This window comes from Ornithinimicrobium panacihumi (genome assembly GCF_052073805.1).
Classification (GTDB): domain Bacteria; phylum Actinomycetota; class Actinomycetes; order Actinomycetales; family Dermatophilaceae; genus Ornithinicoccus; species Ornithinicoccus panacihumi.
Genome location: NZ_JBQGWG010000002.1, coordinates 22820 through 48658, shown reverse-complemented (window position 1 = coordinate 48658; position 25839 = coordinate 22820). Strand labels below are relative to the sequence as shown.

Below are 25839 nucleotides of genomic sequence, written 5' to 3'. Positions count from 1 at the left end.
AGCTATGCCGATGAGCGCATACAATCCTCATCATGTCCAAGGTCTTGACGAGCATCCCTGTCGGTGAACGTGTCGGGATCGCCTTCTCCGGTGGTCTGGACACCTCGGTGGCGGTCGCGTGGATGCGAGAGAAGGGCGCCGTGCCCTGCACCTACACGGCCGACATCGGGCAGTACGACGAGCCCGAGATCGACACCGTCCCCGACCGTGCCAAGGAGTACGGCGCGCAGATCGCGCGGCTGGTCGACTGCCGCGCCGAGCTGGTGGAGGAGGGGCTGGTCGCCCTGGCGTGCGGCGCCTTCCACCTGCGCTCCGGCGGGCGGTTCTACTTCAACACCACGCCGCTGGGGCGCGCCGTCACCGGCACCATGCTCATCAAGGCGATGAAGGAGGACGACGTCAACATCTGGGGCGACGGCTCCACCTTCAAGGGCAACGACATCGAGCGCTTCTACCGCTACGGCCTGCTGGCCAACTCCAACCTGCGGATCTACAAGCCCTGGCTGGACGAGGCCTTCGTCCACGAGCTGGGCGGCCGCGACGAGATGAGCCAGTGGCTGACCGAGCGCGACCTGCCCTACCGGCAGAGCAAGGAGAAGGCCTACTCCACCGACGCCAACATCTGGGGCGCCACGCACGAGGCCAAGACGCTGGAGCACCTCGACACCTCGATGGAGATCGTCGAGCCGATCATGGGGGTGCCGTTCTGGGACGAGTCGGTCCACATCGCCGCGGAGACCGTGACGGTGGAGTTCCGCCACGGGCGGCCGGTGGCCATCAACGGCGACGACTTCGACGGGGACGCCGTCCGGCTGGTGATGAAGGCCAACGAGATCGGCGGCCGGCACGGGCTGGGCATGGCCGACCAGATCGAGAACCGCATCATCGAGGCCAAGTCCCGTGGGATCTACGAGGCCCCGGGCATCGCGCTGCTGCACGTCGTCTACGAGCGGCTGGTCAACGCCATCCACAACGAGGACACGATCCGGGCCTATCACGACCAGGGCCGCGCCCTGGGCCGGCTGCTCTACGAGGGCCGCTGGCTGGACCCGCAGGCCCTGATGATCCGAGAGTCGCTCCAGCGGTGGGTGGCCTCCGCGGTGACCGGCACGGTGACGCTGCGGCTGCGGCGGGGCGAGGACTACACGATCGTGGCGACCGACGGCCCGGCGTTCTCCTACCACCCGGACAAGCTGTCGATGGAGCGGGTGAGCAACGCCGCCTTCGGCCCGACCGACCGGATCGGTCAGCTGACGATGCGCAACCTGGACATCGCCGACTCGCGCTCGCGGCTGGAGCAGTACGTCTCGATGGGGCTGCTCGGCTCCGGCGGTGCGGCCGCCTCGGCGATGGGGCTGGCCACGACCTCGCTGGTCGGCGAGCTCACCCCTGGTGGTGCGGACCGCATCGCCGGCGGGGTCGGCCCGACCGAGGACGAGGAGGTCGCCCTCGACTGGGCGTCCATGGAGTTCGGCGCCGACTGACGCGCTTCCGTTGCGAGGACGCCCCGCCCGGTGCTGCACCGGACGGGGCGTCTCGTTCGTGGTCGCGGGGTGGTTGCCGCGGGGATGGTTGGTGCAGAGACGGCTCAGCGGGCCTCGCCGAGCAGGGCCTGGATCCGGCCGATGCCCTCCTTGAGGTCCTCGTCGCCCAGGGCGTAGGAGAAGCGCAGGTAGCCGCTGGGGCCGAAGGCCTCGCCGGGCACGCAGGCCACCTCGACCTCGTCGAGGATGAGCTCGGCCAGCTCGGCCGAGGTCTGCGGGGTGCGGCCGCGGATCGTCTTTCCGAGCACGCCCTCGACCGAGGGATAGGCGTAGAAGGCGCCCTGGGGGACCGGGCAGTGCACGCCCTCGATCGCGTTGAGCATCTCCACGATGAGCTTGCGACGGCGGTCGAAGGCGACCTTCATCTCGTCGACCGCGGACAGGTCGCCCTCCAGCGCCGCGATGGCGGCCCGCTGGGAGACGTTGGCGACGTTGGAGGTCGCGTGGCTCTGCAGGTTGGTCGCGGCCTTGATGACGTCGGTGGGGCCGATCATCCAGCCCACGCGCCAGCCGGTCATCGCGTATGTCTTGGCGACCCCGTTGAGCACGACGCAGGTGTCGGCCAGCTCGGGGACGACCACGGGCATCGACGGCGCGGTGGCGTCGTCATAGGTCAGGTGCTCGTAGATCTCGTCGGTGACGACCCAGATGCCGTGCTGGAGCGCCCAGCGGCCGATCGCCTCGACCTGCTCGGGCGGGTAGACCGCACCCGTGGGGTTGGAGGGCGAGCAGAAGAGCAGCACCTTGGTCTTCCCCGTGCGCGCGGCCTCCAGCTGCTCGACGGTGACCAGGTAGCCCTGGTCGGCGCCGGCGAAGACCTCCACCGGGACGCCGCCGGCGAGGCGGATCGCCTCCGGATAGGTCGTCCAGTAGGGGGTGGGCAGGATGACCTCGTCGCCCGGGTCCAGCAGCGTGGCGAAGGTGTTGTAGACGGCCTGCTTGCCGCCGTTGGTGATCAGCACGTTGGCCGGCTCGATCTCATAGCCGGAGTCGCGCCGGGTCTTGGCCACGATCGCCTTCTTCAGGTCCACCAGGCCGCCGGCGGGGGAGTAGCGGTGGTTGGCGGGGTCGTGGGTGGCCGCGGCGGCCGCCTCCACGATGTAGTCGGGGGTGGGGAAGTCCGGCTCGCCCGCGCCGAAGCCGACCACCGGTCGACCCTGGGCCTTGAGGGACTTGGCCTTGGCGTCGACCGCCAGGGTGGCGGACTCGGCGATGGAGCCGATCCGCGCGGAGATCCGGGCCCTGCTGCTCTCTGTCTGCTCGCTCACGCTGCCCATCTTTGCACCCTGGCGCGTGCGTCACGTAGACTGCCTCCTCGGGTGTTCGCACCGTGCGCCAGCCTGCCCCCCAACGGCAGGTCGGACGCGGGGCACGCTGGCAGCAGCACAGGGCACCCGTAGGGCATTAGCTCAATTGGTAGAGCACCGGTCTCCAAAACCGGCGGTTGGGGGTTCGAGTCCCTCATGCCCTGCGCGAGCGGTGAGGTCGACGATCTCGTCAGCGACCACATACCGGCACGAAGGAAGGCGACCTGTGGCAAACCCGGCACACGACACCGAGGGTGTCGCGCGCAGCCAGAGCGGCGCCGGCCAGCCCCCGCGCCCGGCGACCTTCGTCGCGCAGGTCATGGCCGAGCTGCGCAAGGTTGTCCAGCCGACCCGGCAGGAGCTGATCACCTACACCCTGGTGGTCCTGCTGTTCGTCTCGGTCGTGATGGGCTTCGTCTTCGGCCTCGACCAGCTGTTCCGGTGGGTGATGGGGCTGGTCTTCGGAGCCTGAGGCCCCGGCCGGTCACCTCACGACCATCACGAGCACAACCTTCGCTGGCCACGCGGCCAGACCAAACCTGAGGAAGTAGGGCATGTCCGAGCAGACCCACGAGCACGACGAGGCCGCCGAGCTGTCCGTCGCCGAGGCCGACCTGGCCGCCGCGCGCGAGTTCGACGGTGACGCGCCCGCCGACGACGTGACCGCCGAGGACGAGGTCTACGGCGAGGAGCCCCAGGTCGAGGCCATCGAGGCCGACGAGGAGAGCGACACCGAGGACACCGACGCCGACGAGCCGGCCGAGGCCGTGGACCCCCTGGAGGAGTTCAAGGCCAACCTGCGCGGCAAGTACGGCGACTGGTTCGTCATCCACTCCTACGCCGGCTACGAGAACCGCGTCAAGGTCAACCTCGAGAGCCGCATCACCAGCCTCAACATGGAGGACTACATCTTCGAGGTGGAGGTCCCCATGGAGGAGGTGCGCGAGATCAAGAACGGCCAGCCCAAGCTGGTCCGTCGCGTCCGGATGCCCGGCTACGTCCTGGTCCGGATGGAGCTGACCGACGAGTCCTGGGGCGCCGTGCGCCACACGCCCGGCGTGACCGGCTTCGTCGGCAACGCCCACCAGCCGGTGCCGCTGTCGATCGACGAGGTCGTCAGCATGCTGGCCCCCACCTTCGACGCCCCCGCCGCCACCTCCGGCGCCGCCGCGAGCTCGGGCGCGCAGGCCTCCGCCAAGCCGGCCGCCCAGGTCGACTTCGAGGTCGGCGAGTCGGTCACGGTCATGGAGGGCCCGTTCGAGACCCTTCCGGCCACCATCTCCGAGGTCATCCCCGAGAGCCAGAAGCTCAAGGTCCTCGTCTCCATCTTCGGCCGGGAGACCCCGGTCGAGCTGTCGTTCGGCCAGGTCGCCAAGATCTGATCCCGTCCGGCACCCTCCGCCCGCCGACCGGCGGGCGGGATGCAACCGGGTCATCGCCCACGGCGTCGGCCCACCAACAGGAAGAGGCATCATGCCCCCCAAGAAGAAGGTCGCAGGCTTCATCAAGCTGCAGATCCAGGCCGGTGCGGCCACCCCGGCCCCGCCGGTCGGTCCCGCCCTGGGTCAGCACGGCGTCAACATCATGGAGTTCGTCAAGGCGTACAACGCCGCGACGGAGTCCCAGCGTGGCAACGTCATCCCGGTCGAGATCACGGTCTACGAGGACCGCTCGTTCACCTTCATCACCAAGACCCCGCCGGCCGCCGAGCTGATCAAGAAGGCCGCCGGTGTGCCCAAGGGTTCCGGCGAGCCGCACAAGACCAAGGTCGCCAAGCTCACCGACGCCCAGCTCACCGAGATCGCCGAGATGAAGATGGCCGACCTGAACGCCAACGACATCGACATGGCCAAGCGGATCATCGCAGGTACCGCTCGGTCGATGGGCGTCACCACCGACTGATCACACCCTCTTCCGGTATGCGGTGCCGCACCTGACCAGGTGCGTCACCGCATACCGGGCCCGGGGCGCCAGCCCCACCTGTGGGAGGACCTGCGCAGGTCCGTTCACCACAGCTCCACCAAGAATCCAAGGAGTAGCACCATGAAGCGCAGCAAGGCCTACCGCGCCGCGATCGAGAAGATCGAGGACGGCAAGCTCTACACCCCGGTCGAGGCCGTCCGCCTCGCCAAGGAGACCACCTCCACGAAGTACGACGCGACCGTCGAGGTCGCCCTGCGCCTGGGCGTCGACCCGCGCAAGGCCGACCAGCTGGTCCGCGGCACCGTCAACCTGCCGCACGGCACCGGTAAGACCGCCCGCGTCCTGGTCATCGCCAACGGCGACAAGGCCGAGGCCGCCCGCGAGGCCGGCGCCGACTTCGTCGGCTCGGACGACATGATCGAGAAGATCGCCGGTGGCTGGACCGACTTCGACGCCGTCGTCGCCACCCCGGACCTGATGGGCAAGGTCGGTCGTCTGGGCAAGGTCCTGGGCCCCCGCGGCCTCATGCCGAACCCCAAGACCGGCACCGTCACCATGGACACCGCCAAGGCCGTCTCCGACATCAAGGGCGGCAAGATCGAGTTCCGTGTCGACAAGCACAGCAACCTCCACTTCATCATCGGCAAGGCCTCCTTCGACGAGAAAGCCCTGGTCGAGAACTACGGCGCCGCGATCGACGAGGTCCTGCGTCTGAAGCCGGCCTCCTCCAAGGGCCGCTACGTCACCAAGGCCACCATCGCCACCACGATGGGCCCCGGCATCCCGCTGGACCCCTCGCGCGTGGGCAGCCTGCTGGCCGACGCCGCCTCCGAGTGAGCGCGACCTCCTGACGGACCGACGGCCCCCGACGACCCTGTGTCGTCGGGGGCCGTCGCCGTTCCTGCTGCCCTGGCCCCACCCGCCACGCGGCCCGTCCGCCCCGGCCTCCGCCCCGCTGTGCACCGCGACGCCGGTGTTCCTTGCACATGTCGGTAAACCTGCCATGTGCCCGGGTCGCAACCTGGGCTCATCGCGGGTTTGCCGACACATCGCAGGTTTGCCGGCATCTGTGAGGTTCGGCGCCCATGTCCTCCCCGACGTGAGCCATCAGTGGTCGGCCGGCCCCGGCGGGACAGGATCTGGTCCGGATCGGCGTGCACGGGCGGGCCTGTGGACAACTTCTGCGCGAGCCGACGATCGCGGGGCAGAGTCGGGGCATGGCAGTTCGCACCGCGTTGAGGACCCTTCTGGCCGGGCACGCCGGTGTGTGCACGGCTGACGATCTGCGGGGACTCGGCCTGTCCGAGCCCGACATCCGTCAGCTGGTGCGGGATGGCGTGCTGCACCGGATCCGCCGCGGCGTCTTCGTCGAGGGTCGGACCTGGCGGGAGGCCAAGGAGTGGGACCAGCACGCGCTCCGGGCGAGGGCGGTCTACCGCGGGGTCCGAGAGCAGCCGCGTGCATTGAGTCACCACAGCGCGCTGGCGTTGTCCGGCATCGCTCTCTTCGGGGTGGACCACAGGGTGCATCTGGCGCGCACCGATGGGGGACGGTCGCGGCCGGACCCCCTCGCCCCGCTCCATGGTGGTGTGCCAGAGGCCTTCCTCACCAGGGTCGAGGGGTGCCGCGTCGTGGCGCCGGCCTTCGCCTGTCTGCAGGTGGCGGCGACCTTCGGTGTCGAGGCCGGGCTGGTGTCCGCAGAGTCCGGGCTGCAGCTCGCACGCTTCGCCGCCGAAGACCTGGTGGCGGCCGAGACGGCACTTGGCCCAGTGCCCGGCAAGCCCCGAGCGCGGCGGGTGCTGCAGCTGGCGGGCGGGCTGAGCGACTCGGCCGGCGAGACCCGCTGCCGCTGGCTGTTCATCCTGCTCGGCCTGCCCACTCCGCGGCAGCAGATCACCATCCTGGATCCGGACGGGGTGTTCGTCGGCCGGGTGGACTTCCTGTTCGAGAAGGAGAAGGTGGTCGTCGAGTTCGACGGCATGGGGAAGTATGCAGACGTCAAGGACATCCGGGCGGAGAAGGTGAGGGAGGACCGGCTGCGGACCCTGGGTTATGAGGTGGTCCGGCTGACCTGGGCCGACCTGGAGAACCCGCAGGAGGTCAATCACCGCATCCGGGCTGCCATGGCTCGCTCCGCCGAGCGTGCGGCCTGGGCCGGATGACGGCAAACCTGGCCGAAGCCGGCGAGCGCGACAGGCGCGCCTGCTGCAACCTGGGCAGATCCTCGGTTTGGCGACATCGAGGCGGCCATGCGACATCTGTGGCCATGGCCGACACGGACAAGGTGTGCAGCCGGTCGGGCAGCAGAGTGTGCCGGGGGCACGGACAGCGTGTGCCGCTGGTCGGCCAGCAGAGCGTGGCGTCGACGGGGTGGGGGCTAGATCGGGCAGCGGTGGGCGGTGCGGCCCGTGCGGCCGGTGACGGGGCGGGCCGCGCGCAGCGAGGACAGGACGGCCTCCTCGACGACATCGGCCACGGCGGCGAACCACGGCCGCAGCCAGTCGCCGTCGCGTAGGTGGAGGGGCGTGGCCGTGCTGAAGGCCACGACGAACTCCCCGGAGCCGTGGTCGGTGAGCACGCCGGTGCGGGCCAGGCCGTTCTGGGCGCGGCGGGCCAGCCGGCCGAGCTGGCGGGCGTCGAAGGGGGCGTCGGTGGCCAGCAGGACGATGACCGAGCCGTCCACGTCCTCCTCGAGCGGGTCGGGGGGAGCCACCTCCGGCCGCCGGCCGGAGACGAGCAGATCTTCCGGCCGCCCCATGTTGGTGAGGACGAGGGCGCCCAGGGTCCCGCCCCACCCGTCCGTCGTGGCCCCCTCGTCCTCGAGCTCCACCACCCGCGAGGCGGTGCCGATCCCGCCCTTCCAGCCGAAGGCGACCATCCCGTGCCCGGCCCCCACCGCGCCCTCCTCGACCGCGTGCCCGTCCCGGGCACGGCGCGCGGCTCCGATCGCCTCGACGACGTGCTCGGGACGCACGGCCAGGGCACGCAGGTCGTTGAGCCGGCCGTCGTTGCACTCCAGGACCACGGGGTTGACGGTGCGCGGACGGCCCAGGTCGGGGTCGCGGTCCAGCAGCTCCCGCACCACCCCCTCGTGGGCGGCGCCGACCGCCAGGGTGTTGGTCAGCACGATGGGCGTCTCGACCTCGCCCAGCTCGACCACCTGCTGCAGTCCGAGCGGCTTGCCGTAGCCGTTCACCACGTGCGCCGCCGCCGTCACCGGCTCGGCGAGGAGGTCGCGGGTATGCGGCAGCACCACCGTCACCCCGGTGCGCACCTGGGCGCTCTGCTCCAGGGTCACGTGCGCGACGCGCACACCGGGAACGTCGGTGATCGCGCCCCGGCGGCGAGCGCCCGGGGGGCGGAGGGCGCTCATCGAAGGTCCAGCAGCTCCCGGAGGTACTGCGGGAGCATCGCCCACCAGGTGGGCCACTCGTGCTCGTAGCCCGGCCCCCAGTCGTCGACGCGGTTGGGGATCCCCTTGGCCCCGAGGACGTCGGCCATCTGCCAGGACTCCTCGATGTTCTCCCACGCGCCGGTGCCGGAGGCCAGCAGGACGAAGCGGTCGCGCAGCCGCTCCAGGCTGGGCCCCTCCAGCCCGGGCAGGAAACGGCGCGGCGAGCAGTAGTAGAGGTCGTCGGCATAGCCGCCGATGAAGCGCTCGATCTCGAAGGTCCCGCTCATCGCGATGGCCAGCCGGAAAAGGTGGGGGAAGCGTGCGAGGAGGGCCACCGAGTTGAAGGCGCCGACGGAGGAGCCGGTGACCACGGCCTGCTGGTGGCCGGAGTCGCCGCGGATCGCGGGCACGACCTCGTGGGCGACCGCCTGCTGGAACTGGTTGAGCAGCCAGCAGCGGTAGGCGACGTCGCCGTCCTCGTGCATCATGGCTCGCCCGGCCACGCTGTCGCAGGAGTAGAGACGGACGTGCCCGGCGTCGATCAGCTCGCCCAGCGCGTCGACCAGCTTGTGCCGCTCGATCTCCTCGGCGTCGCCGCCGGCGGTCGGCAGCGCCAGCACCGGCACCCCCGCGTGCCCCCATCTGACCAGGGTGATGTTCTGCTGCATCCTGGGGGAGTACCACCGCTCCAGGGCCTTGGATCTGTCCGTGGGCCTGCTCGTCGCCTCCATGACCCATTGGTACCCCATCGGTGCACCGGGCGCCATCCCCAGATTTGGGCGAGGGAGCAGGTATGCCGTAACCTTGCCGCATACCCATTGACCGCCGGTTGTCGGCGTGCCCGGGGGCGAAAGCCCCGGGGGATGTCGGCCGAAGGTTCCCGAGCACGGGGCGACCAGCGCAGGAGTGTCGTAGCACGTCGCTGCACCGGCCATCGGCCGTGCGGAGATCCGAGCCCCGTCGCGCCTGCGCCGGGGCTCTCGTCGTGGAGGGGCCCGGGGGTATCCGGCACCACGACGAAGGAGGCCCATATGGCAACGCCTGAGAAGGACGCAGCCATCGCCGAGATTGCGGACAAGCTTCGCAACTCCGGTGCGGCCGTGCTGACCGAGTACCGCGGACTCACGGTGACCCAGCTCACCGAGCTTCGCAGCGGTATGCGCGAGCACGCCACCTACTCCGTGGTGAAGAACACGCTGACCAAGCGTGCTGCTGCCGAGGCCGGCATCGAGGGCCTCGACGAGCACCTGGTCGGCCCCACGGCCATCGCCTTCGTCACCGGTGACCCGGTCGAGGCGGCCAAGGGTCTGCGTGACTTCGCCAAGGCCAACCCGGCCCTGGTGATCAAGGCGGGTGTCCTCGACGGCAAGCCGTTGAGCCCGGAGGAGATCACCAAGCTCGCGGACCTGGAGTCCCGCGAGGTCCTGCTGGCCAAGCTCGCCGGCGCCATGAAGGCGAACCTGAGCAAGGCCGTCTACCTCTTCGCCGCTCCGCTGTCGCAGACCGCCCGGGTCGTCGACGCGCTGCGCGCGAAGGTCGAGGAGCAGGGTGGCGCCACCCCCGAGGCTGCCGCTCCCGCGGCGACCGAGGAGGCCGCCACCGAGGTCGAGGCTGCTGCCGAGACCACCACCGACGTCGCCGAGGGTGGCGACGAGAGCTGACCACCACGGGGCCACCCGGTCCCGGTCGGCTTGACCACAACACACGCCACTCACGGCACAAGAGAAAGGAACGCCATCATGGCGAAGCTGAGCACCGAGGAGCTCCTTGACCAGTTCAAGGAGATGACCCTGATCGAGCTGTCCGAGTTCGTCAAGGCTTTCGAGGAGACCTTCGAGGTCACCGCCGCCGCCCCCGTCGCCGTTGCCGCTGCAGGCGCCCCCGCCGCCGGCGGCGGTGCCGACGCCGGCGCCGGTGCGGACGAGCAGGATGAGTTCGACGTCATCCTGGAGGCCGCGGGCGACAAGAAGATCCAGGTCATCAAGGAGGTCCGCGCGCTGACCTCCCTGGGCCTGAAGGAGGCCAAGGACCTCGTGGACGGCGCCCCCAAGCCCGTCCTGGAGAAGGTCGACAAGGAGGCCGCCAACAAGGCCAAGGAGGCCCTCGAGGGCGCTGGCGCCACCGTCACCCTCAAGTGAGCCCTGTCCCGGCGGCGTGAGCCGCAGGGACACCTCCTCCGCCACGGGCGGGGTCGCATGCCTATCGGGTATGCGGCCCCGCCCGTTCGCATTCCCCATGCCCCCTGCTCGGTGCGCCCTGCTCGGAGCGCCCTTCTCGGGTCGCCTTCTCCGGGCGCCTTCTCGGCACGCCGCCTTGACGTGGGGGCCGGCAGGGGGCACAGTGGGCGCTGCCGTGCGGGGGAGGGGCAAGGGCGCCCTGGGACCGGAGCGTGGTCCGAGCGGGACCGGATCGGGCGCGGGATTGGACCCGTGCGGTAGATCTGTGTATGCTGTCGCTTTGCGCTGCCCCTCGCCTGCTCCCGATCACCGATGACCGACGGCATCGCGTGCCGCCCCCGCCGGGTCGACACGCTTGACACCGTCGCATGGCCGTGTCCGGAGGTGGGAAGGGGACGCCGACCTTAGCCGCCCACCAGGCCCATGGAAGGACCCATCCTTGGCTGCCTCGCGCACTGCGAAGAAGACTGTGTCCACCGCGAAGACGGCATCTGGCCGTCTGAGCTTTGCAAAGATCAGGGAGCCCCTCGAGGTCCCCGACCTGCTCGCCCTCCAGACCGAGAGCTTCGACTGGCTCCTCGGCAACGAGGCGTGGCAGGCGCGGGTCGCCGAGGCCACGGCCCAGGGTCGTGACGATATCCCCACCCGCTCGGGCCTGGAGGAGATCTTCGAGGAGATCTCCCCGATCGAGGACTTCTCTCAGTCCATGTCGCTGAGCTTCCGCGACCACCGGTTCGAGGAGCAGAAGTACTCCATCGAGGAGTGCCAGGAGAAGGACATGACCTACTCCGCGCCGCTCTTCGTGACCGCGGAGTTCATCAACAACACCACCGGTGAGATCAAGAGCCAGACGGTCTTCATGGGCGACTTCCCGCTCATGACCCCGCGCGGCACCTTCATCGTCAACGGCACCGAGCGTGTCGTCGTCTCGCAGCTGGTCCGCAGCCCGGGCGTCTACTTCGAGCGCAGCCTCGACAAGACCTCCGACAAGGACATCTACTCGGTCAAGGTCATCCCCAGCCGCGGCGCGTGGCTCGAGTTCGAGATCGACAAGCGCGACCAGGTCGGCGTCCGCGTCGACCGCAAGCGCAAGCAGAGCGTCACGGTCCTGCTCAAGGCCCTGGGTCTGACCGAGGCCGAGATCCTCGAGCAGTTCGGCGACTACGAGTCCATCCGGGCCACCCTGGAGAAGGACCACACCGCCAACCAGGACGAGGCGCTGCTGGACATCTACCGCAAGCTGCGTCCGGGCGAGCCCCCGACCCGCGACGCGGCCGAGGCCCTGCTGAACAACCTCTACTTCAACGAGAAGCGCTACGACCTGGCCAAGGTCGGTCGCTACAAGATCAACAAGAAGCTCGGCCTGCAGGCTCCCCTGGGCGAGTCGGTGCTCGGGGTCGACGACATCGTCGCGACCATCAAGTACCTCGTCGCGCTGCACGCCGGCGAGCAGACCCTGCAGATGCCCACCGGCGAGGTCATCCTCGAGGTCGACGACATCGACCACTTCGGCAACCGTCGCCTGCGCAGCGTCGGCGAGCTCATCCAGAACCAGGTCCGCACCGGCCTGTCCCGGATGGAGCGCGTCGTCCGCGAGCGGATGACCACCCAGGACGTCGAGGCCATCACGCCGCAGACCCTGATCAACATCCGGCCGGTCGTGGCCTCCATCAAGGAGTTCTTCGGCACCAGCCAGCTGTCGCAGTTCATGGACCAGAACAACCCCCTGGCCGGCCTGACGCACAAGCGTCGTCTGTCCGCGCTGGGTCCCGGTGGTCTGTCCCGTGACCGCGCCGGCATGGAGGTCCGTGACGTCCACGCCAGCCACTACGGCCGCATGTGCCCGATCGAGACCCCTGAGGGTCCCAACATCGGTCTGATCGGCTCGCTGGCCTCCTACGGCCGGATCAACCCCTTCGGCTTCGTCGAGACCCCCTACCGTCGTGTCGTCGACGGCAAGGTCACCGACGAGGTGGACTACCTGTCCGCCGACGAGGAGGACCGCTTCGTCATCGCCCAGGCCAACGCGCGCCTGGAGGACGACGGCTCGTTCATGGACGAGCGCGTCCTGGTGCGGGCCCGCGACGGCGAGGCCGTCGACGTGCCGGCCGGCGAGGTGGACTACATGGACGTCTCGGCCCGCCAGATGGTCTCGGCCGCCACCGCGATGATCCCCTTCCTCGAGCACGACGACGCCAACCGTGCGCTCATGGGCGCCAACATGCAGCGTCAGGCCGTCCCGCTGGTGCGGGCCGAGGCCCCGCTCGTCGGCACCGGTATGGAGCACCGCGCCGCCCTCGACTCCGGGGACGTCGTGCGGGCCACCAAGGCCGGCGTCGTCCAGGAGGTCTCCGCGGACCTGGTGACCGTCGCCAACGACGACGCGACCTACACCTCATACAAGATCAACAAGTTCACCCGCTCCAACCAGGGCAACTGCTACAACCAGCAGGTGCGGGTGGACGCCGGTGACCGCGTGGAGGTCGGCGCGCTCGTGGCCGACGGCCCCGCCACCGACGGTGGCGAGATGGCCCTGGGTCGTAACCTTCTCGTGGCGTTCATGCCGTGGGAGGGCTACAACTACGAGGACGCGATCATCCTGAGCCAGCGTCTGGTGCAGGACGACACCCTCTCCTCGATCCACATCGAGGAGCACGAGATCGACGCCCGCGACACCAAGCTGGGCCCCGAGGAGATCACCCGGGACATCCCGAACGTCTCCGACGAGGTGCTGGCCGACCTGGACGAGCGCGGCATCATCCGCATCGGTGCCGAGGTCCGCGACGGCGACCTGCTCGTCGGCAAGGTCACGCCCAAGGGTGAGACCGAGCTGACCCCGGAGGAGCGCCTGCTGCGCGCCATCTTCGGCGAGAAGGCCCGTGAGGTCCGCGACACCTCGATGAAGGTGCCGCACGGCGAGACCGGCACCGTCATCGCGGTCAAGGTCTTCGACCGTGAGGAGGGCGACGAGCTGCCCCCGGGCGTCAACCAGCTGGTCCGCGTCTACGTGGCCAACAAGCGCAAGATCACCGACGGTGACAAGCTCGCCGGCCGCCACGGCAACAAGGGCGTCATCTCCAAGATCCTCCCGGTCGAGGACATGCCCTTCCTCGAGGACGGCACCCCGGTGGACGTCGTGCTCAACCCGCTGGGCGTCCCCGGTCGAATGAACATCGGTCAGATCCTGGAGCTGCACCTCGGCTGGGCCGCGGCGCAGGGCTGGAAGATCGAGGGCTCCCCGGAGTGGGCCGAGGGCATCCCCGCCGACGCCCGCGAGGCCGGTCCGCGCACCCGCGTGGCCAGCCCGGTCTTCGACGGCGCCGAGGAGCAGGAGATCTCTGGTCTGCTCGACTCGACCCTGGAGACCCGCGACGGCCAGCGCCTGATCAACCACACCGGCAAGGCGCGCCTGTTCGACGGTCGTTCCGGCGAGCCCTACCCGGACCCGATCTCGGTCGGCTACATGTACATCCTCAAGCTGCACCACCTGGTGGACGACAAGATCCACGCGCGCAGCACCGGCCCCTACTCGATGATCACCCAGCAGCCGCTCGGCGGTAAGGCCCAGTTCGGTGGCCAGCGCTTCGGTGAGATGGAGGTCTGGGCGCTGGAGGCCTATGGCGCCGCCTACGCGCTGCAGGAGCTGCTGACGATCAAGTCCGACGACGTGACCGGCCGCGTGAAGGTCTACGAGTCGATCGTCAAGGGTGACAACGTCCCCGAGCCGGGCATCCCCGAGTCCTTCAAGGTGCTCATCAAGGAGATGCAGTCGCTCTGCCTGAACGTCGAGGTCCTCTCCTCCGACGGCACGCAGATCGACCTGCGCGAGTCCGACACCGAGGTCTTCCGCGCCGCCGAGGAGCTCGGCATCGACCTGTCGAGGCGCGAGCCCAGCTCGGTCGAAGAGGTTTAGTCAGGTATGACGTGGGGCGGGTCGCCCTTCCCGGCACCCGCCCCGCTCACCCGGCACACGTCATATCCCACAACGTCTGTAACTGCTTAACGAGATCACGGAGAGAAGGATCCACGTGCTCGACGTCAACTTCTTTGACGAGCTTCGCATCGGCCTGGCGACGGCCGACGACATCCGGACCTGGTCCCACGGCGAGGTCAAGAAGCCGGAGACCATCAACTACCGCACCCTGAAGCCGGAGAAGGACGGGCTCTTCTGCGAGAAGATCTTCGGCCCCACCCGCGACTGGGAGTGCTACTGCGGCAAGTACAAGCGCGTCCGCTTCAAGGGCATCATCTGTGAGCGCTGCGGCGTCGAGGTGACCCGCGCCGGCGTGCGCCGCGAGCGGATGGGCCACATCGAGCTCGCCGCCCCCGTCACCCACATCTGGTACTTCAAGGGCGTCCCGTCGCGCCTGGGCTACCTGCTCGACCTGGCCCCGAAGGACCTCGAGAAGGTCATCTACTTCGCGGCCTACATGATCACCTCGGTCGACGAAGAGGCCCGCCACCAGGACCTGCCCTCGCTCGAGGCGCAGATCCAGACCGAGAAGAAGGCGCTGGAGAACCGTCGCGACGCCGACGTGGAGGAGCGCGCCAAGAAGCTCGAGAAGGACATCGCCGAGCTCGAGGCCGAGGGTGCCAAGGCCGACGCCAAGCGCAAGGTCAAGGACGGCGCCGAGCGGGAGATGAACCAGATCCGCCGTCGCGCCGACCAGCAGGTCGAGCGCCTCGAGCAGGTCTGGGACCGCTTCAAGAACCTCAAGGTCCAGGACCTGGAGGGCGACGAGATCCTCTACCGCGAGATGCGTGACCGCTTCGGCATGTACTTCGAGGGTGGCATGGGTGCCGCGGCCCTGCAGAAGCGTCTGCAGACCTTCGACCTGGCCGCCGAGGCCGAGCTGCTGCGCGAGATCATCGCGACCGGCAAGGGCCAGCGCAAGACCCGCGCCATCAAGCGCCTCAAGGTCGTCACCTCCTTCCTGCAGACCAAGAACGAGCCGGCCGGCATGGTCCTGGACTGCGTCCCGGTCATCCCGCCGGACCTGCGTCCGATGGTGCAGCTGGACGGCGGCCGCTTCGCGACCTCCGACCTCAACGACCTCTACCGTCGCGTCATCAACCGCAACAACCGCCTCAAGCGGCTGCTCGACCTCGGCGCCCCCGAGATCATCGTCAACAACGAGAAGCGGATGCTGCAGGAGGCCGTCGACAGCCTCTTCGACAACGGCCGTCGTGGCCGTGCGGTGACCGGCCCGGGCAACCGCCCGCTGAAGTCGCTGTCCGACATGCTCAAGGGCAAGCAGGGTCGTTTCCGTCAGAACCTGCTCGGCAAGCGCGTCGACTACTCCGGCCGTTCGGTCATCGTCGTCGGCCCGCAGCTGCGCCTGCACCAGTGCGGTCTGCCCAAGCAGATGGCGCTGGAGCTGTTCAAGCCGTTCGTGATGAAGCGTCTGGTCGACCTCGACCACGCGCAGAACATCAAGTCGGCCAAGCGCATGGTCGAGCGTGGCCGCAGCGTCGTGTGGGACGTGCTCGAGGAGGTCATCACCGACCACCCCGTGCTGCTCAACCGTGCACCCACGCTGCACCGTCTGGGCATCCAGGCGTTCGAGCCGCAGCTGGTCGAGGGCAAGGCGATCCAGATCCACCCGCTGGTCTGCACCGCCTTCAACGCCGACTTCGACGGCGACCAGATGGCCGTCCACCTGCCGCTGTCCGCCGAGGCCCAGGCCGAGGCCCGGATCCTGATGCTCTCGAGCAACAACATCCTCAAGCCGGCCGACGGTCGCCCCGTCACCATGCCCACCCAGGACATGGTCATCGGCCTGTTCCACCTCACCTCCGAGGTGGAGCAGGGCAAGGGCACCGAGGACGTCCGCCTGGACGACGAGGGGACCGCGCACGTGCGTTCCTTCACCTCGATCTCCGAAGCGCAGATGGCCTTCGACGCCGGTCAGATCCGCCTCGGCTCGCCGATCCGCGTGCGGGTCACCGACACCGCCGCCCCGATCGGCTTCGAGGTCCCCGAGGGCGCCACCGTCTCCGAGGACGGCGTCGTGGAGGCCTTCGACCTGGAGACCACGCTGGGCCGTGCGCTCTTCAACGAGGCCCTGCCGGCCAACTATCCCTACGTCAACGACGTGGTGGAGAAGAAGCGCCTCTCGGGCATCGTCAACGACCTGGCCGAGCGCTACACCAAGATCGAGGTGGCCACCAGCCTGGACGCGCTCAAGGAGCTCGGCTACCACTGGGCGAGCCGCTCCGGCACGACCGTGTCGATCTCGGACGTCCAGACCCCGGCCCGCAAGACCGAGATCCTGTCCGGCTACGAGGCCAAGGCCAGCAAGGTCCAGCTGCAGTACGAGCGCGGTCTGATCACCGACGACGAGCGTCGTCAGGAGCTCGTGGAGATCTGGACCCAGGCGACCAACGAGGTCGCCAAGGAGCTGGAGACCACCATGCCCAAGGACAACACCATCTACCGGATGGTGACCTCGGGCGCCCGAGGCAACTGGTTCCAGCTGCGGCAGATCGCCGGCATGCGTGGCCTGATGGCCAACCCCAAGGGTGAGATCATCCCGCGTCCGATCAAGTCCAACTTCCGTGAGGGCCTGTCGGTGCTGGAGTTCTTCATCTCCACGCACGGTGCCCGTAAGGGCCTGGCCGACACCGCGCTGCGGACCGCCGACTCGGGCTACCTGACCCGTCGTCTGGTGGACGTCTCCCAGGACGTCATCATCCGCGAGCTGGACTGCGGCACCGAGCGCGGCTTCGTCATGCCGATCGCGGTCCGCACGGCCTCCGGCGACCTGCGCGAGCACGACGACGTCGAGACGGCCGTCTACGCCCGCAGCCTGGCCGAGAGCGTCACCGACGCCGACGGCACGGTGCTGGCCGAGGCCGGCATCGACCTGGGCGACGTCGTCATCGACAAGCTCGTCGCCGCAGGAGTCGAGGCGGTCAAGGTCCGTTCGGTCCTGACCTGCGAGTCGTTGGTCGGCACCTGCGCCAAGTGCTACGGCCGCTCGCTGGCCACCGGCAAGCTGGTCGACATCGGTGAGGCGGTCGGCATCATCGCGGCCCAGTCCATCGGTGAGCCCGGCACCCAGCTGACGATGCGGACCTTCCACACCGGAGGTGTGGCCGGTGACGACATCACCCAGGGTCTGCCGCGTGTCGTCGAGCTCTTCGAGGCCCGCACGCCCAAGGCGGTCGCCCCGATCGCCGAGGCCACCGGCCGGATCGAGATCGAGGACACCGACAAGTCCCGTCGCATCCTGCTCACGCCGGACGACGGCTCGGAGGAGCACGCCTACCCGGTCAGCAAGCGTTCGCGCCTGCTGGTCCAGGACGGGCAGCACGTCGAGGTCGGCACCCAGCTGGTCACCGGTGCGATCGACCCCAAGCAGGTCCTGCGCATCCTGGGCCCCCGCGCCACCCAGCAGCACCTGGTGGACGAGGTCCAGGGCGTCTACCGCCAGCAGGGTGTGTCGATCCACGACAAGCACATCGAGGTCATCGTGCGGCAGATGCTGCGCCGGATCACCGTGATCGAGGCGGGCGACACCGAGCTGCTCCCGGGCACGCTGGTGGAGCGCGGTCGCTTCGAGACCGAGAACCGCCGCGTCGTCTCCGAGGGCGGTCGTCCGGCCTCGGGCCGTCCCGAGCTCATGGGCATCACCAAGGCCTCGTTGGCGACCGACTCCTGGCTCTCCGCGGCCTCCTTCCAGGAGACCACCCGCGTCCTCACCGAGGCCGCGATGGAGGCCAAGAGCGATCCGCTGCTGGGCCTGAAGGAGAACGTCATCCTCGGCAAGCTGATCCCCGCGGGGACCGGCCTGACGCGCTACCGCAACCTGACGGTGGAGCCGACCGAGGAGGCCAAGGCCGCCGCCTACGCGGTCCCGGTCTACGAGGACTTCGACTACGCCGGCACCTTCGGCCAGGGCAGCGGCGAGGCGGTCCGCCTCGACGACCTGCCCATGGACGAGCGCTACTGATCACCTGATCAGCCGCACGAGGGGCGGGTATGCGGTCACGCGAGTGGCCGCATACCCGCCCCTCCTGCGTGGGGCCGGCGGCCCCAGTCCGGGGGAGCGACGGCGGTGATTTGGCCGCTCGCGGCACTTGCCGGTAGTCTGAAGAACTGTGCGTGGGCTAGGTCCCGCGTGCGCGGAGTGCAGCATCGCCGGACAGGACCCGTCCTCGACCGGTGGTCGGTGCTCCGCACCAATCTCTCGCCGGGCAGTCCGTCCGGGCCATCCTCGCCACGATCCGTGGCCACCGGTGGGCCCAGAACGGGAAGTGCAGGGGAGAGCAGCGGTCCGACACTCCCGGCCACGGGGGTCAGGACGGCGAACGACCAAGGAGTGCGACACCGGCGCGAGCCGGGGGAGCACGGACAAACTTCGACTGAGAAGAGCATCAGTGCCTACGATCAACCAGCTTGTCCGCAAGGGCCGCGAGGACAAGGTCAAGAAGACCAACTCCCCGGCCCTCAAGGGCAACCCGCAGCGCCGTGGCGTCTGCACGCGTGTCTACACCACCACCCCGAAGAAGCCGAACTCCGCCCTGCGCAAGGTCGCCCGTGTGCGCCTCACCAGCGGCGTCGAGGTCACGGCCTACATCCCGGGCGTCGGCCACAACCTGCAGGAGCACTCGATCGTGCTCGTGCGTGGCGGCCGTGTGAAGGACCTCCCCGGCGTCCGCTACAAGATCATCCGCGGGTCCCTGGACACCCAGGGCGTCAAGGGTCGCAACCAGTCCCGCTCCCGCTACGGCGCCAAGAAGGAGAAGAAGTAATGCCTCGTAAGGGCCCCGCTCCCAAGCGCCCCCTGATCCAGGACCCGGTCTACGGGTCGCAGCTGGTCACCCAGCTGGTCAACAAGATCCTCCTGGACGGCAAGAAGTCCACCGCCGAGCGCATCGTCTACGGCGCGCTCGAGGGCTGCCGCGCCAAGACCGGCACCGACCCCGTGCAGACGCTCAAGCGCGCGCTGGACAACGTCAAGCCGGCCCTGGAGGTCAAGTCCCGCCGCGTCGGTGGCGCCACCTACCAGGTGCCGATCGAGGTCAAGCCCAACCGCTCGACCACCCTGGCCCTGCGCTGGCTGGTCGGCTACGCCCGTCAGCGTCGTGAGAAGACGATGACCGAGCGTCTGATGAACGAGATCCTCGACGCCAGCAACGGCCTGGGCGCTGCGGTGAAGCGCCGCGAGGACACCCACAAGATGGCCGACGCCAACAAGGCTTTCGCCCACTACCGCTGGTGAGGCCCCGGGGGTGAGGGTCTGCGGCGCGGCCCGCCTGCGGTGCCGCGCCCCGCCCTCACCTCCGCCCCACGGGGACGCGAACCGCATACCCCACCCCAGACCGAACGACCGAGCCAAGCTAGAGAAGAGAGACTGTGGCACAGGACGTCCTGACGGACCTGAGGAAGGTCCGCAACATCGGCATCATGGCGCACATCGATGCCGGCAAGACCACGACGACCGAGCGCATCCTGTATTACACGGGCGTCAACCACAAGATGGGCGAGACGCACGACGGCGCCTCGACCACCGACTGGATGGAGCAGGAGAAGGAGCGGGGGATCACCATCACCTCCGCGGCCGTCACCAGCTTCTGGAAGGGCACGCAGATCAACCTGATCGACACGCCCGGCCACGTGGACTTCACCGTCGAGGTGGAGCGCAACCTGCGCGTCCTGGACGGTGCTGTCGCCGTCTTCGACGCGAAGGAGGGTGTGGAGCCCCAGTCCGAGACCGTCTGGCGCCAGGCCGACAACTACGGCGTGCCCCGCATGTGCTTCATCAACAAGATGGACAAGATGGGCGCCGACTTCTACTACTCGGTGCAGACCATGGTGGACCGCCTCGGCGCGACCCCGCTGGTCATGCAGCTGCCGATCGGCGCCGAGTCCGACTTCGTCGGCATGGTCGACCTGGTCACCATGAAGGCGATGACCTGGTCCAAGGACACCCCGCTGGGTGAGGCCTACGACCTCGAGGAGATCCCGGCCGACCTCAAGGACAAGGCGGAGGAGTACCACAACGCCCTGATCGAGAAGGTCGCCGAGTCCGACGAGGAGCTGCTGGAGAAGTACCTCGGTGGCGAGGAGCTGACCGAGGAGGAGATCCACGCCGGCGTCCGTGCGCTGACCCTGGCCGGCGAGGTCAACCCCGTCTTCTGCGGCACCGCGTTCAAGAACAAGGGCGTCCAGCCCCTGCTCGACGCCGTCGTGGCCTACCTGCCCTCCCCGCTCGACCTGCCCCCCACCGAGGGCATGAAGCCGGGCGACGAGGAGTCGGTCATCACCCGCAAGCCGTCCGCGGACGAGCCCTTCGCGGCGCTGGCCTTCAAGATCGCCACGCACCCCTTCTTCGGCACCCTGACCTACATCCGGGTCTACTCCGGTGAGATCACCGCCGGCTCGCCGGTGATGAACGCCACCAAGGGCCGCAAGGAGCGTCTGGGCAAGCTCTTCCAGATGCACGCCAACAAGGAGAACCCGGTCGAGAAGGTCTCCGCGGGCCACATCTACGCGGTCATCGGCCTGAAGGACACGACCACCGGCGACACGCTCTGCGACGTCAACGAGCAGATCATCCTGGAGTCGATGACCTTCCCGGAGCCGGTCATCCACGTGGCCATCGAGCCCAAGACCAAGGGTGACCAGGAGAAGCTGGGCACCGCGATCCAGAAGCTGGCGCAGGAGGACCCGACCTTCACCGTCCGCCTGGACGAGGAGACCGGCCAGACCGTCATCGGCGGCATGGGCGAGCTCCACCTCGACATCCTGGTCGACCGCATGAAGCGGGAGTTCAAGGTCGAGGCCAACGTCGGTGCTCCCCAGGTCGCCTACCGCGAGACCATCCGTCGCGCCGTGGAGAAGTACGACTACACCCACAAGAAGCAGACCGGTGGCTCCGGCCAGTTCGCCAAGATCCAGATCTCGATCGAGCCGATGGACACCTCCGAGGGTGAGCTCTACACCTTCGACAACGTGGTCACCGGCGGTCGCGTGCCCAAGGAGTACATCCCCTCCGTGGACCACGGCATCCAGGACGCGATGCAGCTGGGCATCCTGGCGGGCTACCCGGTCGTGGGCGTCAAGGCGACCCTGATCGACGGTGCCTACCACGACGTCGACTCCTCGGAGATGGCGTTCAAGATCGCCGGCTCGATGGCCTTCAAGGAGGCCGCCCGCAAGGCCGACCCGGCCCTGCTCGAGCCGATGATGGCCGTCGAGGTGCGCACGCCCGAGGACTACATGGGCGATGTCATCGGCGACCTCAACAGCCGTCGTGGCCAGATCCAGGCGATGGAGGACATCTCCGGAGCCAAGATCGTCCGGGCCGTCGTGCCCCTGTCCGAGATGTTCGGGTACGTTGGTGACCTTCGGTCCAAGACCCAGGGTCGCGCCAACTACACGATGCAGTTCGACTCCTACGCCGAGGTTCCCCGGAACGTCGCCGAGGAGATCATCAAGAAGGTCCGCGGCGAGTGAGCTGACTCTCACTCCGCCCTGACCGGCGAGTGTGATGGACCTGACGCAGTTCCCATCCAGCAAAACCCAGACCGTCGTTCCGGCACCCGGCCGGTGACGATCGAAAACCAGTCCAACAGGAGGACCCCAGTGGCTAAGGCCAAGTTCGAGCGGAGCAAGCCGCACGTCAACATCGGCACCATCGGTCACATCGACCACGGCAAGACCACGCTGACGGCTGCCATCTCCAAGGTGCTGCACGACAAGTACCCGGACCTCAACGAGGCGTCGCCGTTCGACTCGATCGACAAGGCTCCCGAGGAGCGTCAGCGCGGTATCACCATCTCCATCGCGCACATCGAGTACCAGACCGAGAAGCGCCACTACGCGCACGTCGACTGCCCCGGTCACGCCGACTACGTGAAGAACATGATCACCGGCGCGGCGCAGATGGACGGTGCGATCCTGGTCGTGGCCGCCACCGACGGCCCGATGCCGCAGACCAAGGAGCACGTCCTCCTGGCCCGCCAGGTCGGCGTTCCCTACATCGTCGTGGCCCTCAACAAGTCCGACATGGTCGACGACGAGGAGATCATGGAGCTCGTCGAGATGGAGGTCCGCGAGCTGCTGTCCTCCTACGAGTTCCCCGGCGACGACCTCCCGGTCGTGCGCGTCTCCGCGCTGAAGGCCCTCGAGGGCGAGCAGAAGTGGGTCGACTCCGTCCTGGAGCTCATGGACACCGTGGACGAGTACATCCCGGAGCCCGAGCGCGACCTGGACAAGCCGTTCATGATGCCCGTCGAGGACGTCTTCACGATCACCGGTCGTGGCACCGTCGTCACCGGTCGTATCGAGCGCGGCATCCTCAAGGTCAACGAGGAGATCGAGATCGTGGGTATCCGCGAGCAGTCCTCCAAGACCACCGTCACCGGCATCGAGATGTTCCGCAAGCTGCTCGACGAGGGCCGCGCGGGTGAGAACGTCGGTCTGCTGTTGCGTGGCACCAAGCGCGAGGACGTCGAGCGCGGCCAGGTCATCGTCAAGCCCGGCTCGATCACCCCGCACACCGAGTTCGAGGCCCAGGCCTACATCCTGTCCAAGGACGAGGGTGGCCGTCACACCCCGTTCTACGACAACTACCGCCCGCAGTTCTACTTCCGTACCACGGACGTGACCGGCGTCGTGCACCTCCCCGAGGGCACCGAGATGGTCATGCCGGGCGACAACACCGACATGCGCGTCGAGCTGATCCAGCCCATCGCCATGGAGGACGGCCTCATGTTCAACATCCGTGAGGGTGGCCGCACCGTCGGCGCCGGCCGCGTCACCAAGATCCTCAAGTGATCTAGACGCCTCACGAGCAGCGGGCCCCCGTCACCTTCTGGTGACGGGGGCCCGTCGCCGTTCCCGGGGTATGCGGCGTCCCGCGCCCCGCTTTCTGCCTCCACCGCACGGGAGAGTCGCTGGCCTGGAGCCGCGGATCAACGGGTAATGTCGAGGCGTGACTGTTCTTGATGCTTCCATGGCCGGCGCGTGGCACTTCGACCCGGCGCACACCCGGGTCGGGTTCTCGGCGCGGCACGCGATGGTGACCACGGTGCGCGGGACGTTCAAGGACGTCCGCGGCGTGATCGACCTCAACGTCGACGACATCGCCTCCTCCACGGTCGAGGTGGTCATCCAGTCCGCGAGCGTGGACACCTACAACGCGCAGCGTGACGAGCACCTGCGCAGCATCGACTTCTTCAACGTCGAGGAGTTCCCCGAGATCCGCTTCGTGTCCACGACGGTGGACGAGGTGGAGGACGACAACTTCATGGTGGTCGGGGACCTGACGATCAAGGACGTGACCCAGCAGGTCGCCATCCCGATCGAGCTCCTCGGTGTCCAGCGTGACCCCATGGGCAACCTCCGGGCCGGCTTCGAGGCCACCCGGCGGCTGGACCGCCGCCCCTTCGGGCTGCACTGGAACATGCCTCTGGACAAGGGCGGCGTGCTCGTGTCGGAGAAGGTGACCCTGGAGTTCGAGATCTCCGCGATCAAGCAGGAGGGCTGACCCGGCCGACCTGAGGGGGAGCCTGGGGGACCTCATCGGCCGGCAGGGGTGCTTCAGGGGGCCAGGTCCGGGTCGGGGGCGCCGGGATTGCAGCGGTCGGCCACCAGCTGACGCTCGTCGACCACGGGACGCCACGGCTCCAGGTGCCAGACCTCCTTGCCGCTGGCGAACCGCAGGTGGCAGGCGTACTGCTCCCGCATCCCTGGCGAGTCTGCCTCGGGCACGAGACCCAGGACGGACTCCCACCCCGGGGGTGACTCGGTCGCGGGGGAGAGGGGGCCACCGCACCGCCTCAGGGCATCGCCGGGCTCGATCCGCAGGCTGGCCCCGTCCGTGCGCTCGACCCAGGTCGCGGACAGCACGTCCACCCGCTCCGGGCAGCCCGGAGCGCGTGAGGGAGCGGTAGCGGGAACGGAAGGCCGAGCGGCGGAAGCGCTGGGCGCGCTGGTCGCCACGGCATCCTCCGGCGTGGGTGGCGATGCTGCCGTCGGTGCTGCCGAGGATGTGGGCCACGAGGGTGCTGGCGACGAGGATGCGGGCGACGAGGCTGCTCCGCCCTCCCGGGGCCCCACCTGGCAACCGGCCAGGAGAGCGCCTAGGAGGGTGCCCCGAAGAAGGAGGGAGGGGAGCGCACCCCACCGCCGCGAGCACCGCATATCCCGCATCCTCTCCCATCGCGCCGACGTCCTCGCCCCGCGCGGCCTCCGCGCGGAGGCTTTCCGGCCCGGATTTGGGCGTGCGCCGGCTTCATGGCACACTAGACAGGTTGCTTGACGCGTGGCGTGCACCCATGTGCCCGCCGCCGGCCGTCCGGCACGCGCCAGACCGGCGCGGGCGACGGCAGCGCAAGCCCCGGTGAAGGCCGGGCTCGGACACCAGCCCAATGCAGGAATCCTGTCATGGGTGACGCCCGCGGGTAGTGCGACACGCCCGACCGCGGGGGTCAGGGGAAGAGCTTCGACCCAGCCGGCCACAAATGTTCAGTAGGACGACGAGAGAGAGTCAGACAAGCGATGGCGGGACAGAAGATCCGCATCCGGCTGAAGTCTTATGACCACGAGGTCATCGACAGCTCGGCGCGCAAGATCGTTGACACGGTGACCCGTGCCGGCGCCACGGTGGTCGGCCCGGTGCCGCTCCCGACGGAGAAGAACGTCTTCTGCGTCATCCGGTCGCCCCACAAGTACAAGGACAGCCGCGAGCACTTCGAGATGCGCACGCACAAGCGCCTCATCGACATCGTCGACCCCACCCCCAAGGCGGTCGACTCGTTGATGCGTCTCGACCTGCCGGCGGACGTCAACATCGAGATCAAGCTGTGAGTGCAACCATGACTGCTACGACTACGACCCGCACCGTCAAGGGTGTCCTGGGCGAGAAGCTCGGCATGACCCAGGTCTGGGACGCCGAGAACCGCCTGGTCCCCGTGACCGTCATCAAGGCCGGTCCCTGCGTGGTGACCCAGGTCCGCACCGGCGACACCGACGGCTACGACGCCGTCCAGATCGGCTTCGGCATCGTGGATCCCCGCAAGGTGACCCAGCCGATGCGCGGCCACTTCGACAAGGCCGGCGTGACACCCCGTCGCCACCTGGTCGAGCTGCGCACCGCCGACGCCGGCGACTACAGCCTCGGTCAGGAGCTGACCGCCGAGACCTTCGAGGTCGGCCAGACCATCGACGTCACGGGCACCACCAAGGGCAAGGGCTTCGCCGGTGTCATGAAGCGTCACAACTTCGCCGGTGTCTCCGCCTCCCACGGCGCGCACCGCAACCACCGCAAGCCGGGCTCCATCGGTGGCTGCGCCACCCCGGGTCGCGTCTTCCGCGGCACGCGGATGGCCGGCCGGATGGGTGGCGTGCGCCAGACCACCGCCAACCTCACGATCCACGCCGTGGACGTCGAGAACGGCCTGCTGCTGATCAAGGGTGCCGTCCCCGGTCCCCGCGGCGGCGTCGTCCTCGTCCGTTCGGCCGCGAAGGGGGCCTGATCCGT

The 25839-nt window shown here is 68.8% G+C and carries 21 protein-coding genes and 1 tRNA gene; 18 read left to right on the top strand and 4 right to left on the bottom strand.

All coding sequences use genetic code 11. From position 1 onward, the window contains the following. The first annotated feature begins 32 nt into the window (after nucleotides 1-32). A complete protein-coding gene (gene argG, locus ACTMMA_RS02310) occupies nucleotides 33-1484 on the top strand; it encodes an argininosuccinate synthase (RefSeq protein WP_441188486.1) in 1452 nt (483 codons plus the stop codon). Nucleotides 1485-1588: 104 nt separating this feature from the next. Here argG and ACTMMA_RS02305 read toward each other — a convergent pair whose 3' ends face one another. Further along, a complete protein-coding gene (locus ACTMMA_RS02305) occupies nucleotides 1589-2821 on the bottom strand; it encodes a pyridoxal phosphate-dependent aminotransferase (RefSeq protein ID WP_441188485.1) in 1233 nt (410 codons plus the stop codon). 121 nt (nucleotides 2822-2942) lie between these two features. Between ACTMMA_RS02305 and ACTMMA_RS02300 the strand changes: the two genes are divergently transcribed. The 6 genes from ACTMMA_RS02300 to ACTMMA_RS02275 all read left to right on the top strand — a co-directional run bounded on the left by ACTMMA_RS02300 (nucleotide 2943) and on the right by ACTMMA_RS02275 (nucleotide 6936). Beyond that, nucleotides 2943-3015 (top strand) — tRNA-Trp (locus ACTMMA_RS02300). 62 nt (nucleotides 3016-3077) lie between these two features. Continuing rightward, a complete protein-coding gene (gene secE / locus ACTMMA_RS02295) occupies nucleotides 3078-3323 on the top strand; it encodes a preprotein translocase subunit SecE (RefSeq protein WP_441188484.1) in 246 nt (81 codons plus the stop codon). Nucleotides 3324-3405: 82 nt separating this feature from the next. After that, nucleotides 3406-4233 (top strand): transcription termination/antitermination protein NusG, encoded by an 828-nt coding sequence (gene nusG / locus ACTMMA_RS02290; protein WP_441188483.1) that lies wholly within the window; start codon nucleotides 3406-3408, stop codon nucleotides 4231-4233. A gap of 91 nt (nucleotides 4234-4324) precedes the next feature. Continuing rightward, nucleotides 4325-4753 (top strand): 50S ribosomal protein L11, encoded by a 429-nt coding sequence (gene rplK, locus ACTMMA_RS02285; protein ID WP_441188482.1) that lies wholly within the window; start codon nucleotides 4325-4327, stop codon nucleotides 4751-4753. Nucleotides 4754-4894: 141 nt separating this feature from the next. Further along, nucleotides 4895-5611: a 50S ribosomal protein L1 gene (gene rplA / locus ACTMMA_RS02280; RefSeq protein WP_441188481.1), complete on the top strand. Its 717-nt coding sequence runs from the start codon at nucleotides 4895-4897 to the stop codon at nucleotides 5609-5611. Nucleotides 5612-5991: 380 nt separating this feature from the next. Next, nucleotides 5992-6936 (top strand): type IV toxin-antitoxin system AbiEi family antitoxin domain-containing protein, encoded by a 945-nt coding sequence (locus ACTMMA_RS02275; protein WP_441188480.1) that lies wholly within the window; start codon nucleotides 5992-5994, stop codon nucleotides 6934-6936. Nucleotides 6937-7151: 215 nt separating this feature from the next. Here ACTMMA_RS02275 and ACTMMA_RS02270 read toward each other — a convergent pair whose 3' ends face one another. Next, entirely contained in the window at nucleotides 7152-8147 is a 996-nt protein-coding gene (locus ACTMMA_RS02270) for a P1 family peptidase (RefSeq protein WP_441188479.1), read from the bottom strand. Further along, entirely contained in the window at nucleotides 8144-8899 is a 756-nt protein-coding gene (locus ACTMMA_RS02265) for an esterase family protein (protein WP_441188478.1), read from the bottom strand. The genes ACTMMA_RS02270 and ACTMMA_RS02265 overlap by 4 nt, the downstream gene beginning before the upstream one ends. 300 nt (nucleotides 8900-9199) lie before the next feature. Here ACTMMA_RS02265 and rplJ point away from each other — a divergent pair, with 300 nt between their 5' ends. The 9 genes from rplJ to ACTMMA_RS02220 all read left to right on the top strand — a co-directional run bounded on the left by rplJ (nucleotide 9200) and on the right by ACTMMA_RS02220 (nucleotide 23844). Next, nucleotides 9200-9829, top strand: a complete 630-nt coding sequence (gene rplJ / locus ACTMMA_RS02260; protein WP_441188477.1) for a 50S ribosomal protein L10 — start codon at nucleotides 9200-9202, stop codon at nucleotides 9827-9829. Nucleotides 9830-9907: 78 nt separating this feature from the next. Further along, complete coding sequence (rplL, locus tag ACTMMA_RS02255) at nucleotides 9908-10306, top strand: 50S ribosomal protein L7/L12 (RefSeq protein WP_441188476.1); 399 nt, start codon at nucleotides 9908-9910, stop codon at nucleotides 10304-10306. A gap of 478 nt (nucleotides 10307-10784) precedes the next feature. Then, nucleotides 10785-14258: a DNA-directed RNA polymerase subunit beta gene (gene rpoB, locus ACTMMA_RS02250; protein ID WP_441188475.1), complete on the top strand. Its 3474-nt coding sequence runs from the start codon at nucleotides 10785-10787 to the stop codon at nucleotides 14256-14258. Nucleotides 14259-14373: 115 nt separating this feature from the next. After that, the gene (locus ACTMMA_RS02245) at nucleotides 14374-18300 is read left to right on the top strand and encodes a DNA-directed RNA polymerase subunit beta' (protein ID WP_441188474.1); all 3927 of its coding nucleotides are present in this window, start codon (nucleotides 14374-14376) and stop codon (nucleotides 18298-18300) included. Nucleotides 18301-18727: 427 nt separating this feature from the next. Then, complete coding sequence (rpsL, locus tag ACTMMA_RS02240; protein ID WP_441188473.1) at nucleotides 18728-19102, top strand: 30S ribosomal protein S12; 375 nt, start codon at nucleotides 18728-18730, stop codon at nucleotides 19100-19102. Continuing rightward, nucleotides 19102-19572 carry a 30S ribosomal protein S7 gene (gene rpsG, locus ACTMMA_RS02235; RefSeq protein ID WP_441188472.1) on the top strand — a complete coding sequence of 157 codons (471 nt, stop codon included), beginning with the start codon at nucleotides 19102-19104 and terminating at the stop codon, nucleotides 19570-19572. The genes rpsL and rpsG overlap by 1 nt, the downstream gene beginning before the upstream one ends. 134 nt (nucleotides 19573-19706) lie before the next feature. Then, nucleotides 19707-21809 (top strand): elongation factor G, encoded by a 2103-nt coding sequence (fusA, locus tag ACTMMA_RS02230; RefSeq protein WP_441188471.1) that lies wholly within the window; start codon nucleotides 19707-19709, stop codon nucleotides 21807-21809. 129 nt (nucleotides 21810-21938) lie between these two features. Next, on the top strand, nucleotides 21939-23132 hold the full coding sequence (tuf, locus tag ACTMMA_RS02225) for an elongation factor Tu (protein WP_441188470.1): 1194 nt from the start codon (nucleotides 21939-21941) through the stop codon (nucleotides 23130-23132). A 157-nt stretch (nucleotides 23133-23289) separates the two neighbouring features. Beyond that, nucleotides 23290-23844, top strand: coding sequence for a YceI family protein (locus tag ACTMMA_RS02220; protein ID WP_441188469.1), 555 nt, complete (start codon nucleotides 23290-23292; stop codon nucleotides 23842-23844). A gap of 53 nt (nucleotides 23845-23897) precedes the next feature. On the opposite strand, the gene ACTMMA_RS02215 is transcribed toward ACTMMA_RS02220, so the two are convergent. Further along, complete coding sequence (locus ACTMMA_RS02215; protein ID WP_441188468.1) at nucleotides 23898-24206, bottom strand: DUF2599 domain-containing protein; 309 nt, start codon at nucleotides 24204-24206, stop codon at nucleotides 23898-23900. Nucleotides 24207-24857: 651 nt separating this feature from the next. Here ACTMMA_RS02215 and rpsJ point away from each other — a divergent pair. Together rpsJ and rplC are read left to right on the top strand one after the other, a co-directional pair. Next, a complete protein-coding gene (rpsJ, locus tag ACTMMA_RS02210) occupies nucleotides 24858-25166 on the top strand; it encodes a 30S ribosomal protein S10 (RefSeq protein WP_006946210.1) in 309 nt (102 codons plus the stop codon). Nucleotides 25167-25174: 8 nt separating this feature from the next. Then, nucleotides 25175-25834, top strand: a complete 660-nt coding sequence (gene rplC / locus ACTMMA_RS02205; protein ID WP_441188467.1) for a 50S ribosomal protein L3 — start codon at nucleotides 25175-25177, stop codon at nucleotides 25832-25834. Nucleotides 25835-25839 lie beyond the last annotated feature (5 nt).